This window comes from Candidatus Paceibacterota bacterium (assembly GCA_028711505.1).
In the GTDB taxonomy this organism is placed as follows: domain Bacteria; phylum Patescibacteriota; class Minisyncoccia; order JAHISW01; family Tagabacteraceae; genus JAQTSC01.
In genome coordinates this window covers 1-17,186 of the sequence record JAQTSC010000006.1, presented here as the reverse complement: position 1 = coordinate 17,186, position 17,186 = coordinate 1, and the positions used below count along the sequence as shown (strand labels likewise).

The window sequence follows — 17,186 nt, the reverse complement described above, 5'->3', positions numbered from 1 at the left end:
ATGGCTTTTGATTTCAAAAAAATATATAAAGAGGAAGCGATGCCGAAATTGATGAAAGAAACCGGTTATAAAAATATTATGTCTGTTCCGAAAATAGAAAAAGTTTCTATAAATATCGGTACCGGTTCCATAAAAGACGAAGAGCAGAAGAAGAGAATGGAGAGCAATCTCACGTTGATCATCGGACAGAAATTGTCGACCAGACCGGCGAAGAAATCTATCGCGTCTTTTAAAACAAGAAAAGGCATGCCTTTGGGTTTTGGCGCGACGCTTAGGGGCAAGAGGATGTACGATTTTTTAAACAAGATGGTTTTTGTCGCGTTGCCGAGAAGAAGAGATTTCCGCGGGCTTGATATCAATTCCGTGGACGAGTCGGGGAATTTAACGGTAGGATTCAAAGACAACCTTGTTTTTCCGGAAATGGCAGGGCAAGATATAAAGCATTCCTTCGGCTTTTCCGCGACAATAGTAACAACGGCCAAAAATAAAAAAGAGGGGGTCGAATTTTTTAAAGCGATGAAATTTCCGTTTTCAAAATAATCATGGCAAAATTATCGGTCATAGCCAGGTCAAAGAAGAAGCCGAAATATAAATCCCGGGTTGTGCGCAGGTGCTTTAGGTGCGGCAGAAAAAGAGGGTACATGAGAGATTTTGATTTGTGCAGAATTTGTTTCAGAGAGCTGGCAAATGAAGGGAAAATTCCCGGAGTTAAAAAATCCAGCTGGTAAATAAAAAATTCGGAATACGAAATAAATATTATTATGGATCCAATAGCGGATATGATAACAAAAATAAGGAATGGGTACGCGGTTGGCAAAGAAACCGTGGCTGTTCCCTTTTCCAAATTCAAAGTAGAAATTTTGAAAGTGCTTGAAGACAATCATTATTTGAAAGATTTTGCCAAAAGGGGCAAAAAAGCCAAGAAAAATCTGGAAATTGTTTTGCTTTATAATGAAGACGGAAGCCCCGCAATAACCGCCATAACCCGAGTTTCAAAACAATCCAGGCGCGTTTACCGTTCTTTTAGGGAAATTTTTTCCGCCGGAGCCGGAAACGGAATAAAGATTTTATCGACGCCCGCGGGAGTTTTGTCGGATAAAGAAGCGAGAAAGAAGAAGGTCGGAGGAGAAGTAATATGCGAGGTAAGATAAAGCGAATATTTTTAATTTTATACAATGAGCCGATTAGGTAAAAAACCAATATTGATTCCGGATAATGTTGAAGTAAGAATTGAAAAAGGGGAAGTCTTTGTCAAAGGTCCTTTGGGTGAAATCCAGAGAAAATTTGGCAATGCTATATCCATGAAGATTGAAGACAAGTCGGTAATGCTTGAACCGGTAAAATTAAATTCTTCAACGAACGCTCTTTGGGGCACTTACGCGTCGCATGTAAAAAATATGATTGACGGAGTTTCAAAGGGATTTTCAAAAGAACTTATAATAGAAGGCATAGGATATCGCGTTCAGGCGGAAGGAACAGGACTTGTTTTTAATATTGGTTTTTCTCATCCCGTAAAAATGGAAATTCCGAAAGGTATTTCAGTGAAGCTGGAAAAAAACAAAATGCTTATTTCGGGGATAGATAAAGAAATTGTCGGACAAACCGCCGCCACCATAAGGGCTTTGAAAAAGCCGGAACCGTACAAAGGCAAAGGAATAAGGTATATCGATGAAGTTGTCAGAAGAAAATCCGGTAAAAAGACCGGAACAACGGCTTAATAATAATGAAAGATCTGCGGATTAAAATTTAGCATGGAAAAAAACAAGATTAAAACCGAAAAGAGGGAATTCAGAAAAAAAAGAATAAGGGCGAAAATTTCCGGCTCTGCCGTTCGTCCGCGAGTTTCCGTTTTCAGATCAAATAAGCATCTGGTTTTGCAGCTTGTAGACGATGTCTCCGGGAAAAGCCTTCTTCAGATGACAGATGCCGCCGCAAAAGGAGCCAAAAAACAAAAATTGGACAAAAAATCTTCAAGCAGGGAACTTGGCAAAAAATTCGCCGAGGCTGCAGGGAAGAAGGGAATCAAAAAAGTCGTTTTTGACAGAGGAGGCTATCTTTTTCACGGCCGCGTCAAGGAGGCCGCGGAAGGGCTTAGAGAAGGAGGTTTGGATTTTTAAATAAAAATTTACGATTATGAGAGGAGGAAGAAATTTCAAAAGCAACGAACGTTCGGAATTTGACCACAAAGTCATAGATATTAGGCGTGTCGCCAGGGTGGTTGCGGGAGGAAGAAGATTTAATTTTCGCGTTGCCGTTGTCGTTGGAAATAAAAAAGGAGATGTCGGTATCGGACTCGGCAAGGCCGCGGATACCTCCAAGGCCATAGAAAAGGCAGTGCGCCAGGCGAAAAAGAACCGTGTTAAAATAACATTGACCAAAAATTTTTCAATACCGCACGAGATACAGGCGAAATCCGCCAAGGCTGTTGTTTTTATCCGTCCGGCAAAACCGGGAAGAGGTCTTGTCGCCGGAAGCAGCGTCCGGACTGTTTTAGACCTTGCCGGGGTAAAAGACGTTGTTTCAAAAATATTTTCAAGAAGCAAAAACAAGTTGAATATCGCGCGCGCGGCGGTTAAAGCGCTCTCCGAGCTTAAACAGAAGACAGCCGTTTCTTCGAAAAAAGACAAAAAAGAAGAGAAAGAGAAAAAACCGGAAGACAAGAAAGAAGAAAACAAATAATTATTTTTAAACCGGCAGCATTGTCATCATTCATGCAAATTCACGAATTAAAACCGAAAATAAAAGTAAAGAAAAAGAAACGCGTTGGCAGGGGAGGAAAACGCGGAACCTATTCGGGTAAAGGCTCGAAAGGCCAGAAATCGCGCGCCGGCAGAAGAATAAGGCCGCAGATAAGAGACATAATAAAAAGATTGCCGAAAAAACGCGGATATAGATTCAATTCTTTTAAGAAAGAAATTGCCACCGTGAATATCGGCGATATAGATAAAAAATTCAATGCGGGAGAAAAAATCACTCCGGAAACTCTTTTGGAAAAGAAATTGATAAAAAGGATTTCGAAAAAATTGCCTCAGGTTAAGATTTTAGGAAACGGGAAAATTGCCAAGAAATTCGTTTTTGAAGGCTGCCTGTTTTCCAAAGAGGCCGAGGAAAAAATAAAATCAGTGAAATAAATGTCGGACTTTTGGCAGAAAATAAAATTGATTTTTACCGATTCAAGCTTGCGCAGGAAGATTTTTTTCATTCTTCTGATTCTGGCGGTATTCAGGCTTGTTGCGGCTATCCCCATCCCCGGCGTGGACATGGAACGGCTCGCCGCTTTTTTGAAAGGCAACCAGTTTTTCGGATTGCTTAATATTTTTTCAGGAGGCGGTTTGTCCAATCTGTCTTTGGCAATGCTCGGAGTCGGCCCTTATATTACGGCGACAATTATAATGCAGCTTCTTACGATGATATTTCCCCGTCTTAAGGAAATTTATCACGAGGAAGGAGAAGAAGGAAAAAGGAAATTTAATCAGATCTCGCGGTATCTGACGGTGCCTTTGGCTTTTTTGCAGGGCTTCGCCCTGCTTACCGTTTTGCAGAAGCAGGGAATTCTTGACGGTCTTACTTTGTTTGACCGCATCGTGAACGTAGTTCTTATCACTGCCGGAGCGTTGTTTTTGATGTGGCTCGGCGAACTTATATCGGATTTCGGAATTGGAAACGGAGTTTCCTTGATGATTTTTGCCGGTATCGTTGCCAGTATTCCTTCCAGTATTCAGCAGGCGTTCTTGGGTTTTGACGCCACTAAAGCGCCTGTTTATCTGGGCTTTCTTGTTGCCGCGGTGCTCATTATCGCCGGCGTTGTTATTGTTACCGAAGGCCAGCGTCCAATACCCATTTCTTACGCGAAAAGGGTCAGAGGGATGAAAGTTTATGGAGGAATGTCCACGTATCTTCCTTTGCGCGTCAATCAGGCAGGGGTTATTCCCATAATTTTCGCGCTTTCAATATTGCTTTTTCCCCAGATGATAACGGGCGTATTGTCCGGCGTTTCCGGTCCCACTTTGCAGAATGTTCTAAAATTTGTAAATGATTTTTTCAATAACCAATGGGTTTACGCTTCTTTTTACTTTGTTTTGGTTTTCCTTTTTACTTATTTTTACACCGCGGTGACTTTTGACCCGGATGCCATTTCCAAAAATTTGCAAAAAAGCGGGGCCTTTATACCGGGCATAAGGCCGGGGAGACCTACATCGGAGTTTTTGGCTAAAATTCTTACGCGCATCACCTTGGTTGGCGCCGTATTTTTGGGCATTATAGCCGTTCTTCCTTTGGGAATGCGCGCGATTACGGGGATGGTAAGCCTTACCATCGGCGGCACCGCGCTTCTCATCGTGGTATCCGTTGTCTTGGATACCATAAAACAAATGGACGCTCAGATTACAATGAGGGAGTACGAAGAATAAAATGGATTTACAAAAAAAACAGGCAATTTTAGTAATAGGCGCGCCGGCTTCGGGAAAGGGCACGCAGGCTGAACTTTTGGCGAAAAAGGCGGGATACTATCATTTCATAACAAGCAAAGAAGGGAAAGATTATCTTGCCGCCAATAAATCCGACCCGGAAACAGCGAAGCAGGAAGAACTTTATAAATCGGGAAAACTTTTCGATCCGGAATGGATATTCAGTGTTGTTAAAAAAAGAGTGAATCAAATTTTTGAAGGAGGAGAAAAAGGAATCGTCTTTGACGGTTCTCCGAGGACTCTTTTTGAAGCGCAGAATCTTTTGGTGTTTTTGTCGTCTTTGATAGGAAGCGAAAACATAAAAGTCATCGAGGTGGCGGTACCCGAAGAAGAATTAAAAAGGAGAACGGGAGAGCGGCTTGTCTGCGATAAAAACGCGAGCCATGTTTTCAGCACTCGTCTTAGTGATGCCAAAGAAGGGCAGAAGTGCCCGGAATGCGAAGGTGTTTTAAGACGTCGGGACCTTGATTCTGTTTTTGAAACAAGGATTGAAAATTACAGAGCCAGGACATTGCCCGCCTTGGAATACCTCAGGAAACACGGCATTGTGATTGCCATAGACGGCGAACGTCCGGTGGAAGAGATTCATCGCGATATCGTTTCGCGGTTGGGTGTGTAAAGTTCAAAAAAATACAATCGTTTCGTTTTTTATTTTTTGGCATGACTACTCAAAAGACACCCGAAGAAATAAAAATACTTGAGGAAGGCGGCAAGATTCTTGCCGCTGTTTTAAATGAAGTCGCCTCAAAAGCCGTTCCCGGAATTTCGGCTAAAGAATTGGACGAATTTGCTTATAAGCTGATTGAAAAATTCGGAGGAAAACCGTCTTTCTTAAAATATAAGCCGAGAGGATGCCGTTCCGCTTACCCCGCTTCGCTCTGTGTTTCCGTAAACGAAGAAGTGGTTCATGGAATACCGACGGCGGAAAAAATTTTAAAAGACGGCGATATCGCCGGATTGGATTTGGGTTTGGAATATAAAGGGCTTTTTACCGATATGGCTTTGACTGTTGGAGTTGGAAAGATATCCGAAGAAGCGGAAAAAATTATAAATACCGCCAAGGAAGCTCTTTTCAGGGGCATAGACGTTTTGAAAGAGGGCGCGAGGCTTGGGGATTATGGTTTTGTTGTTAAAGATTTTGCCAAAAAAAACGGATTTAGCGTTGTCGAAAACTTGGTCGGGCACGGAGTCGGATATGCCGTGCACGAAGATCCGGATATTCCGAATTGGGGAGAAAAAAAGAGAGGTTTAATGATTAAATCAGGCATGGTTTTGGCTTTGGAGCCGATGCTTTGTCTTGGTTCGCCTGAAGTTGTTTTGGCAAAAGACGAATGGACATGGAAAACAAAAGACGGTTTGATTTCTTCCCATTTTGAGCATACTGTGGCTGTGGACAAAGACGGGGTTAAGATATTGACACAAGTTTAGATAGTTGTTAAAATTTAATAAGATAAAAAATCATAAAGAAAGGGGGTGTTTATTTTCTGCAAATCTTATATGGCAAGCGTTTTTTGACCGGGGTTGATTTTCTTTTGTTCTTATCAAGGGAGGGGTTGATATGGCAAAGGGAAGGAATGTATGTTCGATGGTAAAAAAAGATAGGGAAGAATGCCAGGTTTGTTCCCAGACGGCTACCAGGGAAGGTTGCTGCCGTCTGGCTGACCGTTTTCGTCAGGAGCGTTTAAGAGCTCTTTCCAAAGCGCTCGTGGTCAGCTGGATTCCATTGTCGTATTCTTCGTGAACATTTTTTGTGCCCGTTGGCGTAGCGCGCTGCCAGCGGGCAGCTTTTTATTTACGGAAGGAATTGTTATATTCCCTTTATGCGATATCTTGGCGTTGATTTTGGCACTAAAAAAATAGGCTTGGCTTTTTCCGATGAAGCCGGCAAATTCGCGTTTCCTTTTTCGGTTATTCACGCCGGAAAAAACGCTTTTAAGGAGATAAAAAAAATTTGCGGTGAAAAAAGTATATTTAAAATAATCTTGGGAAAACCCGGCGGATACAAGGGTGACGCGGCGGAAATTATTGAAAAAGCGGAAAAATTTAAAAAAGGATTGGAAGAAAACACCGGGCTTTCCGTGATTTTTGAAAGCGAGGTTTTGAGCACTCAGCAGGCGAAGCGAATCCAGGGCAAAGGCGCGAAAATTGACGCATCTGCCGCGGCTATCATTTTGCAGAGCTTTTTGGATAAGAGCAAAAATTAGGCAGTTTATAGTTTTGCGGTCTTGTTTTTGGATTTTTCATCTGAGAGGGGGTTTTGTACCCCTTCTTTTTTTATTATCATTTTTTGCTCGCCGGAAATATTTTGCCGTATTTGTTTCCATGCTATAATTTTTCCATATGGCCCCGTTAGAAATCCAAGCTTTGGTTTTTCTTCGGGCATGCAAAAAGCGAGTTTATCGGCTATTTAATAATTATAAGCATAATTAAGGAAACGAAAGTTTCCTCTTTCTAACGGAATGGAAAATAATACAAAAAATGTTCATCTTTCGGTAGTGATACCGGCGTACAACGAAGAAAAGCGCGTTGGCGACACCATAATGGATATAAGCAAGTATTTGATAAGGCAGGATTATTCATGGGAGATTGTCGTTGTAAATGACGGTTCAAAAGACGGCACTGCCAGGGCGGTTTCGGAATTGCTTCCGACTATTCACAACCTTCGCCTTATAGACAACAAAAAGAACCAAGGCAAGGGCGGGGTCGTAAAACAGGGAATGCTTGAAGCGGAAGGCGATTACCGGCTTTTTGTGGACGCGGATAACGCCATAAAAATAGACCATATTGAAAAATTCTGGCCATACGCGAAAGATTACGATGTGGTTATCGGTTCAATAGAAATAGAAGGGGCCAAAAAAGTCGAATCTTATACCGGGTTCAGCAATGTTTACAGAAATATTTTTGGAAAACTTTCAAAGTATCTTGTCCGCGCCGTGGCGATTTGGGAAATACATGACACTCAGCGCGCTTTCAAACTTTTCTCGGCAAAAGCCGCGGAGACGATTTTCCCCAAACAAACCATCACCCGCTGGGGCTTTGATATGGAAGTTTTAATTATCGCCAAAAAACAGGGATTTAAAATAAAAGAGCTTCCTGTGGCGTGGCTTAATCCTCCGGGAAAAGTGAATTTCGCCAGTTATCTTAAAACTCTTCTGGAACTTTTTCAGATAAAAATTAACGCGATAACGGGAAAATATTCCAAATAGCTCATAAAAATGCAAAAAAAAGAAACAGGAAACGAACATGTTCAGCGGGCGGAATTCAGAAAAGACCTGGTAAGCGGCGATTGGATATTAATCGCCAATACGGCAAGAGGGAAAAGACCCGAACTGCTAAAACAGAAAGTTGCGGAATCAAAAGACGATAAAAGCAAATGCCCTTTTGAAGACCCTCAAAAAAGCGGAAACCCCATCCCGCTTCTTTGGTTTCCTTCACCAGATACTCCTCCGGCCGAATGGGAAGATTTTAATTCCTGGTTCGTACAGGTGATACCGAATAAATATCCGCTGCTTTATCACGAAGGGAAATGTCCGGACATAGAGGAAAAAGAAGGCAGATTAACTCTTGGCGCTGTCGGTTATCATGAGGTCATTATCACCCGCGACCACGAAAAAACTCTCGCCGACATGTCCATTGAAGAAATTGTGCTGGTCCTTAAAGCGTACAAGGAAAGGTACCGTGTTTTGGCGAAAGACCCGTGCATGAAATTCATTTTGATTTTTCATAATCATGGCGAGGCGGCGGGCGCTTCTTTGGCTCATCCGCATTCACAGCTTGTGGGAATGCCTATCATAGACCCCGATGTGTCAAGCAGTTTGAAAGGATCGGCGGAATTTTTTAAGGAAAATAAAAAATGCGTGCATTGCGTGATGATTGAACAGGAGATGAAAGACGGGGAAAGAGTTTTAAGAAAAAACGACCACTTCATAACCGTTGTTCCTTTTGCCCCGAGAGTTTCTTACGAGACAAGGATTTATCCTTTGGAGCATGCGTCGCGTTTTGAAGATTTGGACAAAGACCTTTTTATTCCTTTGGCTGAGGCGCTTAAAGACGCGCTTACGCGGCTTAATAAAGCTCTCGGCAATCCCGATTATAATTTTTTCATACACACTTCTCCCGTGGGAAAAGAAGGCGATTACGGGCATTATCATTGGCATATTGAAATTCTTCCGCGCGGATTCAAGTGGGCGGGTCTTGAGCTTGGAAGCGGGGTGGAAGTTGTCGCGGTCTCTCCGGAAATCGCGGCTGACCACCTGAAAGAAGTTTTGCAATAAAAATATGAAAAATTTGATAGTTGCCAATTGGAAAATGAACCCTGATTCGGCGGAAGATGCGGAATATCTTTTTGACGGAATATTAAAATCGGCGCCGAAATTGAAAAATACGGAAATTATTATTTGTCCTCCTTTTGCGTATTTGGACCGGCTTTCTCAAAAATCAAAAATTAAAAACGGCAAAGTAAAAACCTATTTGGGGGCTCAGGATGTTTTTTGGGAAAACAAAGGAGCTTTCACCGGAGAAATTTCTCCGAAAATGCTTAAAAAAATCGGAGCAAATTATGTTATTATCGGACATTCTGAAAGGCGGAAAAATTTTGTCGAAACCGATGAAATGATAAATAAAAAAATAAAAGCCGCGTTAAAGTCCGGTTTGAAAGTCATTTTTTGCGTCGGGGAATTTGAAAGAGATGAAAAAGGGGAGTACCTAAAATTTGTAAAAAACGAAGTCCTTGAAGGGTTAAAAGGAATTCCACGGGCGCTTACGAAGAACTTAACGCTCGCTTACGAGCCGGTTTGGGCGATAAGCTCCAATAAAGGGGCGAGACCGGACACCCCCGAAGAACTTTTACAGATGATAATTTATATCCGGAGAATTTTATTTTTCAGATTTGGCAGAAAAATTTACAAAGACACTCCTGTTTTGTACGGCGGTTCCGTTGACGAAAACAACGCCAAAAATTTTATTGAGAAAGGCCAGGCCCAAGGACTTTTGGTTGGCAGGGCGAGTTTGTCGGCAAAAAGTTTCGTGGAGCTGTTAAAAAGTATCAACTGAAATTTTAAATGAAATTGCCCGATTTGAAAAAAGCCGATTTGAAAAATAAGCGCGTTCTGGTTCGCGTTGATTTTAACGTGGAATTTTCCGAAGGCGGCGGCATAAAAGAAAAATACAGAATAGAAACGGCAAAAAAAACGATTGATTTTATTTTGTCAAAAAAGGGAACCCGTCTCGCCCTTCTGTCTCATCTTGGCAGGCCGGAAGGCCGTGAGGAAAAATTTTCCCTGGAGAAAATTTACAAAGACACGGGAAGGATTTTGGGAATGAACCTTATTTTCGTTCCGGAGTGCTTTGGCGGTGAAGTAAAAAAAGCGTTGGATAATCTGAAGCCCGGGGAAGCGCTTATGCTTGAAAATATCCGGTTTTTTTCCGAAGAAAGCGAAAATGACAAGAATTTTGCCGGAAAAATCGCGGAAAATTTTGACGCGTACGTAAACGAAGCGTTTGGCGCCAGCCATCGTCTTCACTCTTCCGTGGCGGCTATAACCGATTTTTTGCCTTCTTACGCGGGTTTTAACCTGCAAAAAGAAACGGATGAACTTGGCGCCGCGCGCGAAAAATTTAATCGTCCCGCGGTCGCGATTATCGGCGGAGCGAAAATAGAAACCAAACTGCCGGTGATTTCTTTTCTTGAAAAAAAATATGACTGGGTTTTGGTGGGAGGCCGGCTTGGAATTGAAGCCGAGAAACAGAAAATTATTTTTGGAGCAAATGTGATTTTGGCCGAAGATTACCTCAAAGACGGGTTGGACATCGGGCCCAAAACAATAGAAAAATTTAAAGAAAAAATAAAGGACGCGAAAACAATAATATGGAACGGACCTTTGGGAAAGTTTGAAGACCCGAATTTCGCGTTCGGCACGGAACAAATTCTTGAAGCCGTCTGGCAGAATAAAGAAGCGAAAAAAATCGCGGGCGGAGGAGAAACGGTTCAGGTTCTTGAAGAACACGGGGTTTTGGAAAATTTTGATTTCGTTTCAACCGGAGGAGGCGCAATGCTTGAATTTTTGGCGAAAGGCGATTTGCCGGCGCTGGAAGAGCTGAGGGATAATTATTAAAATTTGCAGAATTATAAAAATTGGAAACTATTATGTTTTACGATTTGATTATTATCGGGGCGGATATGGCGGGGCTTACTGCGGCGGTTTACGCCGGCCGTAAAAAATTAAACACGGCCGTAATCACCGCCAAAATCGGCGGCCAGACTTTGATGACCTCGGCAATAGAAAATTTTCCTGGATTTATTAAAATTTCCGGAGCGGAAATAGTTTCTCTTTTAAAGAAACAAGTTGAAAAAACGGGAGTGCCTGTCGTGGAAGAAGAAGTCGTTTTTCTTACAAAAGAGGAGGGAGAAAAATTTTTGGTAAAAACAAAAGACGGAGAATATTTTGCGAAAACCGTCATCGTGGCGTCCGGGGCAAAATGGAGAAAACTCAATATTCCGGGCGAAGAAAAATTTATAGGCAGAGGCGTAAGTTTTTGTTCAATATGCGACGCGCCGTTTTTTGAAGGCAAAGACGTCGCCGTAGTCGGCGGAGGAAATTCCGGTTTTGACAGCGCCTTTGACCTTTTAAAATACGCTTCAAAAATATATGTTTTGGAAATAAGCGAAAATTTTGCCGGGGACAAAGCGACATTTGAAAAATTAAAAGAAAGCGGCAAAGTTGAATTTATAAATTTCGCGAAGGCTCTTGAAATAAAAGGAGGAGAAAACGTTGAATCTGTTTGCTATGAAGATGTTTCAAAAAACGAGAAAAAAGAAATCAGCGTCGGCGGAGTTTTCGTAAACATCGGGCTTAACGCGAACTCTTCTTTCGCTGAAGGATTTTTGGAATTGAACAGCCAGAAAGAAATTATTATTGACCCGAGAACCAATGCTTCTTCGGTTGAAGGTGTTTTTGCCGCCGGAGACGTGGCGGATAACAAATATAAGCAGGCTGTTATCGCCGCCGGAGACGGAGCAAGGGCGGTTTTGTCGGCATATGAATATTTGAAAAGGAAGGGATTTTTTGAATAAAAAACACCCCTCGGCGTTGAGCCGAGGGGTGTTTTCAAGTTCGGATATTATTTAGCCAGAGCGCTGTCTATTTCCTGTTTTACTTGTTCAAGCGGAAGGGCTCCGGGGATTTCACTTCTTTCTCCGTTTGGAGAAACCACGACGCTGTAAGGAGTTCCCTGTATTCCAAGGGCGAAAGCGTCGGTTATATTTTTTGAGATTTTGTCCGAGTATCTGCCGGAGGTCAGACATTCGCTGAATTTTGTCTTGTCTATTTTGAAAGTGTCCGCGATTTCCAAAATTTCCGAGTCGGCGTTTGATTCGCTTATTGCCGTCGTGTTATTTACGAGCGCTTCAAGGTATTTGAAAAACATTTCATTTCCTCCAAGCTCGGCTGCGCACTCTGTTGCTTCGGCTTCTTTTTTCGCTGTCGGGTGAAGGGCTTCAAGAGGCAAGTGTCTGTACACCCATTTTACTTTTCCTTCTTTGCCGTAAGTATTCATTATTTCCGTCATTGTTCCGTGGAATTGTTTGCAGAAAGGACATTCAATATCCGAATAAGTGATTATTGTAACGGGCGCCTGAGGATTTCCCAAAATGTGATCCTCTTGGTTTATGTCCGGAGTTTTTTCATAAGGGTTTTCGCCGCTGACTTGCGCTGCGCCGTTTTCTTCTCCTGCTCCTCCCACCTGAGCTTTTTGCTCATCAGTGTTTGGATTTTGGGTGTAAATTACCGCCCCCGCTATTATTAGCGCTCCGGCAATTATGGCTCCCGCTATCCATGTTTTGTTGTTTTCTTCCATTTTTTTGTTCTTTAACTTTAATTTCTTTAACTTACTCTTTTTGCCGCGTCATTTCAACCCCAAATTTTATCCCCTTATCCACATTTTCATAAAACCCGCCCGTCCTCCGTGGTATAATATAATGACAAAAAAGTGAAAAAAGTTTTTGCAAACAAACCGCGTTTTACAGGATTTTCCTTTTTAGTAATCCTGGTCCTCGCGGCCGGATTTTTGGCATTTGTGTCTCCGGAAAAAACATCCGCCGCCGCGGGCGTCCCCCAGATAATCGGTTATCAGGGGCGGCTTTCGGATATTGCCGGAGACCTGCTCGGCGGCGCGTCCGGAACAAACTATTATTTTCGTTTTTCAATTTACGACGCTTCCACGTCGGGAACCAAACTTTGGCCCTCTGGAACCCCCTGTACCCATACCCGCACCGTGCGCGAAGGAGTGTTCACCGCCGGAATCGGCGACACTTCGGAGTGTTCCGACGTATTGGATTTTGATTTCCAGGACAACAGCGAAACATATCTTGAAGTAAGCGTTTCTTCGGACAATTCGACTTTTGAAACTTTGACTCCCAGGCAGAGAATAACTTCATCGGGCTACGCCTTAAACGCCAGCACTACCCAGGGATACATTCCCGGAAGCAACGCGGGCCAGCTTCTCAAATTCGATTCTTTCGCCGCGGGCGATATTCTCTATTCTTCAAGCGATAACGTTTTGTCAAAACTTGCCAAAGGAACCGACGGACTGATTCTGGCGATGTCCGGCGGCCTTCCTTCCTGGACAGCCACGACTTCAATTCCCGTTGCCGGAGACGTTTCCGGAACATTGTCAGCCACCGTAGTCGCGGACGATTCCCATAGCCATACCGGTTCAACCATTTCAGGGCTGGCAGCGGCAGATTTTTCATCCGCCAATATCTCCCAGTGGACCAATGACAGCGTTTACATCACCGCCGCTTCAACCTTGACCGGACTTGTTCAGTCAGCCGCCTCCGGCAATTCGTATTTTACGGGAGGAAATTTAGGCATCGGCACCACAACCCCAAACTGGAAACTTCAATTATCGGGCGCAAGACCCCTGCTTACCTTGTCCGACACATCAGGAACCGCAAACGCCAAACACTGGTTCATGTCATCGCAAAACGGAAACTTCTTCATCGGCACATCCACCGACGCTTTATCCGCCACGACAACGTATTTCACCATTGCAAACGGCGGAAACATCGGTATCGGCACAACTACCCCTCTTGAAAAACTCACTGTTAACGGAAACATCATTTCAGCCACTTCGACTTTCAGTCTTGGAACAACAGCCATGGATACTACTGCCGATACGACGTTTTCGGGCGTGGTGGGTAATAACAGCGTTTCCTCAGCCGGAGACGTGAACGGTGACGGATATACTGATGTGATTGTGGGAGCGTATCTTGCTGACGTCGGCGGCACTGACCGCGGCCAGGCATATATATACTATGGCGGTCCTTCAATGGACAATACAGCGGATGTGACTTTTACTGGCGGAGCGGATAATGACAATTTAGGCTTTAGCGTCGCTTCTGCCGGCGACGTCAATGGCGATGGATACAGCGATGTAATCGTTGGGGCATATGGAGCCGATGCCGGCGGCACTAATAAAGGCCAAGCATACATATATTACGGCGGTTCATCAATGGACAGCACCGCTGATATTACTTTTTCCGGCGGAGCGAATAGCGATAATTTAGGCTACAGTGTTTCCTCTGCCGGAGACGTGAATGGAGACGGATATACCGATGTGATTGTGGGGGCTTATCGAGCCGATGCCGGCGGTACTGACAAAGGCCAGGCATACATATATTACGGCGGCTTATCAATGGACAATACCGCGGATGTGACATTTTCCGGCGGAGCGGATAGCGATAATTTAGGCGGCAGCGTTTCCTCAGCAGGAGACGTGAACGGTGATGGATACAGCGATGTGATTGTGGGAGCTCCCCTCGCCGACGCCGGTGGCACTGACAAAGGCCAGGCATACATATATTATGGCGGTTCATCAATGGACAATACAGCTGATGTAACATTTTCCGGCGGAGCGAATAGCGATTATTTAGGCTGGAGCGTTTCTTCAGCAGGAGACGTCAACGGAGACGGATATACTGATGTGATTGTGGGAGCTCCTTACGTCAACGGCGCCGGCGGCGGCGACGACCGTGGCCAGGCACACATATACTATGGAGGTTCATCAATGAACAATACCGCTGACGTGACTTTTTCCGGGACTGCTAATTATGATTATTTAGGCTACAGCGTTTCCTCAGCCGGAGACGTCAACGGTGACGGATATACTGATGTGATTGTGGGAGCGTATGGTGTTAATGTTGGGGTTAGCGCTGACCGTGGTCAGGCATACATCTACTACGGCGGTTCTTCAATGGATAATTCGGCGGACGTGACTTTTACAGGCGTGGCGAGTAGTGATTTTTTGAGTTATGACGTTTCGTCAGCCGGAGACGTGAACGGTGATGGATACGATGATGTGATTGTTGGGGCGTATGGAGCTAGCGCTTCATACATCTACACAGGCGCAGGCAATAAATGGCAAAGCGTATTCGCCCAAAACTTCAACGCAAGCAGAGGACTTAAAATAGCCGGACTTTCAATGGACAGGTACGGACTCATAAACACCACAATGTGGGGAATAACGACTCCGAACTGGGAAATAGACAGAGTAGGTTCGGCAAGCTTCCAAAACATCAACGTGGCAAACTACATCGTAGCCACCTCAAGCAAACTCGGCATCGGCACCACAACCCCCCAATGGCTATTGCAAGTGAACGGCACCCGCCCGTCATTAGCTCTCTCGGATTCATCAGCTTCAGCCAATCTCAAACACTGGCTATTCTCGTCAATGGGAGGAAACCTCTACATCGGCACATCCACCGACAGCTACGGAACTTCCACGCCATCGGCGTTAACAATACTAAACAGCGGATACACCGGCATCGGCACATCAACCCCGGGCTCGCTCTTTTCCCTTGGCAGTACGGCTAATTTCACTTCAGCCACTTCCACTTTTTACGGAACAGGAGGCATGGATATATCAGACGGCTGTTATTCAATAGACGGCACATGCCTAAGCGTTGTCCCTTCTTCAACGTCAGCAGGCCAGATACCGTATTATTCTTCAATAAGTTCGTCATTAACTCCGACATCGACTTTAACAATACACACCAATTCATACATCGGCATCGGCACAACAACCCCAAACTGGAAACTTCAGATATCGTCCACAAGACCCCTGCTTACGCTATCCGACACATCGGGAACCGCAAACGCCAAACACTGGTTCATGTCATCGCAAAACGGAAACTTCTTCATCGGCACATCCACCGACGCTTTATCCGCCACGACAACGTATTTCACCATTGCAAACGGCGGAAACATCGGTATCGGCACGACTACCCCTCTTGAAAAGCTCACTGTTAACGGAAATATCATTTCAGCCACTTCGACTTTCAGTCTTGGAACCGTTTCAATGAATACTTCCACTACAAGCAATTATACTTTTTCGGGGGGAGCGAATAATGATTATTTAGGCTGGAGCGTTTCTTCAGCAGGAGACGTAAACGGTGACGGATACAACGATGTGATTGTGGGAGCGCCTTATGTCAACGGCGCCGGCACTGACCGCGGCCAGGCATACATTTATTATGGCGGTTCATCAATGAACAATACCGCTGACGTGACTTTTACAGGAGGAGCGGATAATGATCAATTAGGCTACAGCGTTTCTTCTGCCGGCGACGTAAACGGCGACGGATACGATGACGTAATTGTGGGAGCTCTTAATGTCAACGGCGCCGGCACAGAACGTGGCCAGGCATACATTTATTATGGCGGTTCATCAATGAACAATACCGCTGACGTGAACTTTTTAAGTGTTGAGGATTATGCTCATTTAGGCAACAGTGTTTCCTCAGCCGGAGACGTGAACGGCGACGGATATACCGATGTGATTGTGGGAGCGAATGATGCTGCCGGTGGTGGCTGGGCTAATGGTCAGGCATACCTTTATTTTGGCGGTCCCTCAATGGATAATACCGCTGACGTGACTTTTTCCGGCGGAACTGATTTTGCTGATTTAGGCTCCAGTGTTTCTTCAGCCGGCGATGTGAACGGCGACGGATACACTGATGTGATTGTGGGAGCATCCGGTGATAATTCTAATACAGGCAAGGCATATATATATTACGGCGGACCGGCAATGGACAACACGGCTGACGTGACTTTTACCGGAGGTGGGGAAAATTATCAATTAGGCATCAGTGTTTCTTCAGCCGGAGATGTCAATGGAGACGGGTATACGGATGTGATTGTTGGAGCATCTGATGCTACCGCTGGTGGTACCAGCCGCGGCCAAGCATACATATATTACGGCGGTTCATCAATGGACAACACCGCTGATGTGACATTTTCCGGAGGGGTGGATTTCGATTATTTAGGCACTAAAGTTTCTTCAACCAGCGATGTCAACGGCGACGGATACAGCGATGTGATTGTTGGAGCGTATCAAGCCGAAGCCGGCGGCACTGACCGCGGCCAGGCATACATATATTACGGAGGTTCATCAATGGACAATATAGCTGATGTGACATTTTCCGGAGGAGCGGATAGCGATTATTTAGGCTCCAGTGTTTCTTCGGCCGGCGATGTGAACGGTGACGGATACGCGGATGTGATTGTCGGAGCTTTTTATGCTAATTCTGGCGCTGGCAAAGGCCAGGCATACATCTACACCGGCACAGGCAATAAATGGCAAAGCGTATTCGCCCAAAACTTCAACGCAAGCAGAGGACTTAAAATAGCCGGACTTTCAATGGACAGGTACGGACTCATAAAC

Annotated in this window: 19 protein-coding genes; 18 read left to right on the top strand and 1 reads right to left on the bottom strand. The window is 44.5% G+C overall.

Features of this window, described 5'->3' with window-relative positions; all coding sequences use genetic code 11:
* From rplE to PHC85_02760, 17 genes are all read left to right on the top strand, one after another.
* The gene (gene rplE, locus PHC85_02840) at window positions 1–540 is read left to right on the top strand and encodes a 50S ribosomal protein L5 (protein MDD5033023.1); all 540 of its coding nucleotides are present in this window, start codon (window positions 1–3) and stop codon (window positions 538–540) included.
* Between the two features lie 2 nt (window positions 541–542).
* Entirely contained in the window at window positions 543–728 is a 186-nt protein-coding gene (locus PHC85_02835; protein MDD5033022.1) for a type Z 30S ribosomal protein S14, read from the top strand.
* Between the two features lie 33 nt (window positions 729–761).
* Window positions 762–1,151, top strand: coding sequence for a 30S ribosomal protein S8 (rpsH, locus tag PHC85_02830; GenBank protein MDD5033021.1), 390 nt, complete (start codon window positions 762–764; stop codon window positions 1,149–1,151).
* 24 nt (window positions 1,152–1,175) lie between these two features.
* Complete coding sequence (gene rplF, locus PHC85_02825) at window positions 1,176–1,718, top strand: 50S ribosomal protein L6 (protein MDD5033020.1); 543 nt, start codon at window positions 1,176–1,178, stop codon at window positions 1,716–1,718.
* Window positions 1,719–1,751: 33 nt separating this feature from the next.
* The gene (gene rplR / locus PHC85_02820; protein ID MDD5033019.1) at window positions 1,752–2,117 is read left to right on the top strand and encodes a 50S ribosomal protein L18; all 366 of its coding nucleotides are present in this window, start codon (window positions 1,752–1,754) and stop codon (window positions 2,115–2,117) included.
* Window positions 2,118–2,133: 16 nt separating this feature from the next.
* Window positions 2,134–2,679, top strand: coding sequence for a 30S ribosomal protein S5 (rpsE, locus tag PHC85_02815; GenBank protein MDD5033018.1), 546 nt, complete (start codon window positions 2,134–2,136; stop codon window positions 2,677–2,679).
* 32 nt (window positions 2,680–2,711) lie between these two features.
* Complete coding sequence (gene rplO, locus PHC85_02810) at window positions 2,712–3,131, top strand: 50S ribosomal protein L15 (protein MDD5033017.1); 420 nt, start codon at window positions 2,712–2,714, stop codon at window positions 3,129–3,131.
* Complete coding sequence (gene secY / locus PHC85_02805) at window positions 3,132–4,409, top strand: preprotein translocase subunit SecY (GenBank protein ID MDD5033016.1); 1,278 nt, start codon at window positions 3,132–3,134, stop codon at window positions 4,407–4,409.
* Between the two features lies 1 nt (window position 4,410).
* A complete protein-coding gene (locus PHC85_02800) occupies window positions 4,411–5,085 on the top strand; it encodes a nucleoside monophosphate kinase (GenBank protein MDD5033015.1) in 675 nt (224 codons plus the stop codon).
* A gap of 41 nt (window positions 5,086–5,126) precedes the next feature.
* Complete coding sequence (map, locus tag PHC85_02795) at window positions 5,127–5,894, top strand: type I methionyl aminopeptidase (GenBank protein MDD5033014.1); 768 nt, start codon at window positions 5,127–5,129, stop codon at window positions 5,892–5,894.
* Between the two features lie 130 nt (window positions 5,895–6,024).
* Window positions 6,025–6,207, top strand: coding sequence for a hypothetical protein (locus tag PHC85_02790; protein ID MDD5033013.1), 183 nt, complete (start codon window positions 6,025–6,027; stop codon window positions 6,205–6,207).
* A gap of 79 nt (window positions 6,208–6,286) precedes the next feature.
* Window positions 6,287–6,670, top strand: a complete 384-nt coding sequence (gene ruvX / locus PHC85_02785) for a Holliday junction resolvase RuvX (protein MDD5033012.1) — start codon at window positions 6,287–6,289, stop codon at window positions 6,668–6,670.
* Between the two features lie 255 nt (window positions 6,671–6,925).
* A complete protein-coding gene (locus PHC85_02780; GenBank protein ID MDD5033011.1) occupies window positions 6,926–7,672 on the top strand; it encodes a glycosyltransferase family 2 protein in 747 nt (248 codons plus the stop codon).
* 9 nt (window positions 7,673–7,681) lie between these two features.
* A complete protein-coding gene (locus PHC85_02775) occupies window positions 7,682–8,740 on the top strand; it encodes a galactose-1-phosphate uridylyltransferase (protein ID MDD5033010.1) in 1,059 nt (352 codons plus the stop codon).
* Window positions 8,741–8,744: 4 nt separating this feature from the next.
* The gene (gene tpiA / locus PHC85_02770) at window positions 8,745–9,518 is read left to right on the top strand and encodes a triose-phosphate isomerase (protein ID MDD5033009.1); all 774 of its coding nucleotides are present in this window, start codon (window positions 8,745–8,747) and stop codon (window positions 9,516–9,518) included.
* An 8-nt stretch (window positions 9,519–9,526) separates the two neighbouring features.
* Complete coding sequence (locus tag PHC85_02765; protein MDD5033008.1) at window positions 9,527–10,579, top strand: phosphoglycerate kinase; 1,053 nt, start codon at window positions 9,527–9,529, stop codon at window positions 10,577–10,579.
* A 32-nt stretch (window positions 10,580–10,611) separates the two neighbouring features.
* On the top strand, window positions 10,612–11,538 hold the full coding sequence (locus tag PHC85_02760) for an FAD-dependent oxidoreductase (GenBank protein ID MDD5033007.1): 927 nt from the start codon (window positions 10,612–10,614) through the stop codon (window positions 11,536–11,538).
* A 47-nt stretch (window positions 11,539–11,585) separates the two neighbouring features.
* Here PHC85_02760 and PHC85_02755 read toward each other — a convergent pair whose 3' ends face one another.
* Complete coding sequence (locus tag PHC85_02755; GenBank protein ID MDD5033006.1) at window positions 11,586–12,320, bottom strand: thioredoxin domain-containing protein; 735 nt, start codon at window positions 12,318–12,320, stop codon at window positions 11,586–11,588.
* 132 nt (window positions 12,321–12,452) lie between these two features.
* Between PHC85_02755 and PHC85_02750 the strand changes: the two genes are divergently transcribed.
* Window positions 12,453–17,186: FG-GAP-like repeat-containing protein (locus PHC85_02750; GenBank protein MDD5033005.1), on the top strand; the 4,734-nt coding region annotated here is incomplete at its 3' end.

Bases quoted from the DNA above. Each gene is read 5' to 3' on its own strand.
- rplE (MDD5033023.1), top strand. From the start codon at position 1: ATGGCTTTTGATTTCAAAAAAATATATAAAGAGGAAGCGATGCCGAAA.
- PHC85_02835 (MDD5033022.1), top strand. From the start codon at position 543: ATGGCAAAATTATCGGTCATAGCCAGGTCAAAGAAGAAGCCGAAATAT.
- rpsH (MDD5033021.1), top strand. From the start codon at position 762: ATGGATCCAATAGCGGATATGATAACAAAAATAAGGAATGGGTACGCG.
- rplF (MDD5033020.1), top strand. From the start codon at position 1,176: ATGAGCCGATTAGGTAAAAAACCAATATTGATTCCGGATAATGTTGAA.
- rplR (MDD5033019.1), top strand. From the start codon at position 1,752: ATGGAAAAAAACAAGATTAAAACCGAAAAGAGGGAATTCAGAAAAAAA.
- rpsE (MDD5033018.1), top strand. From the start codon at position 2,134: ATGAGAGGAGGAAGAAATTTCAAAAGCAACGAACGTTCGGAATTTGAC.
- rplO (MDD5033017.1), top strand. From the start codon at position 2,712: ATGCAAATTCACGAATTAAAACCGAAAATAAAAGTAAAGAAAAAGAAA.
- secY (MDD5033016.1), top strand. From the start codon at position 3,132: ATGTCGGACTTTTGGCAGAAAATAAAATTGATTTTTACCGATTCAAGC.
- PHC85_02800 (MDD5033015.1), top strand. From the start codon at position 4,411: ATGGATTTACAAAAAAAACAGGCAATTTTAGTAATAGGCGCGCCGGCT.
- map (MDD5033014.1), top strand. From the start codon at position 5,127: ATGACTACTCAAAAGACACCCGAAGAAATAAAAATACTTGAGGAAGGC.
- PHC85_02790 (MDD5033013.1), top strand. From the start codon at position 6,025: ATGGCAAAGGGAAGGAATGTATGTTCGATGGTAAAAAAAGATAGGGAA.
- ruvX (MDD5033012.1), top strand. From the start codon at position 6,287: ATGCGATATCTTGGCGTTGATTTTGGCACTAAAAAAATAGGCTTGGCT.
- PHC85_02780 (MDD5033011.1), top strand. From the start codon at position 6,926: ATGGAAAATAATACAAAAAATGTTCATCTTTCGGTAGTGATACCGGCG.
- PHC85_02775 (MDD5033010.1), top strand. From the start codon at position 7,682: ATGCAAAAAAAAGAAACAGGAAACGAACATGTTCAGCGGGCGGAATTC.
- tpiA (MDD5033009.1), top strand. From the start codon at position 8,745: ATGAAAAATTTGATAGTTGCCAATTGGAAAATGAACCCTGATTCGGCG.
- PHC85_02765 (MDD5033008.1), top strand. From the start codon at position 9,527: ATGAAATTGCCCGATTTGAAAAAAGCCGATTTGAAAAATAAGCGCGTT.
- PHC85_02760 (MDD5033007.1), top strand. From the start codon at position 10,612: ATGTTTTACGATTTGATTATTATCGGGGCGGATATGGCGGGGCTTACT.
- PHC85_02755 (MDD5033006.1), bottom strand. From the start codon at position 12,320: ATGGAAGAAAACAACAAAACATGGATAGCGGGAGCCATAATTGCCGGA.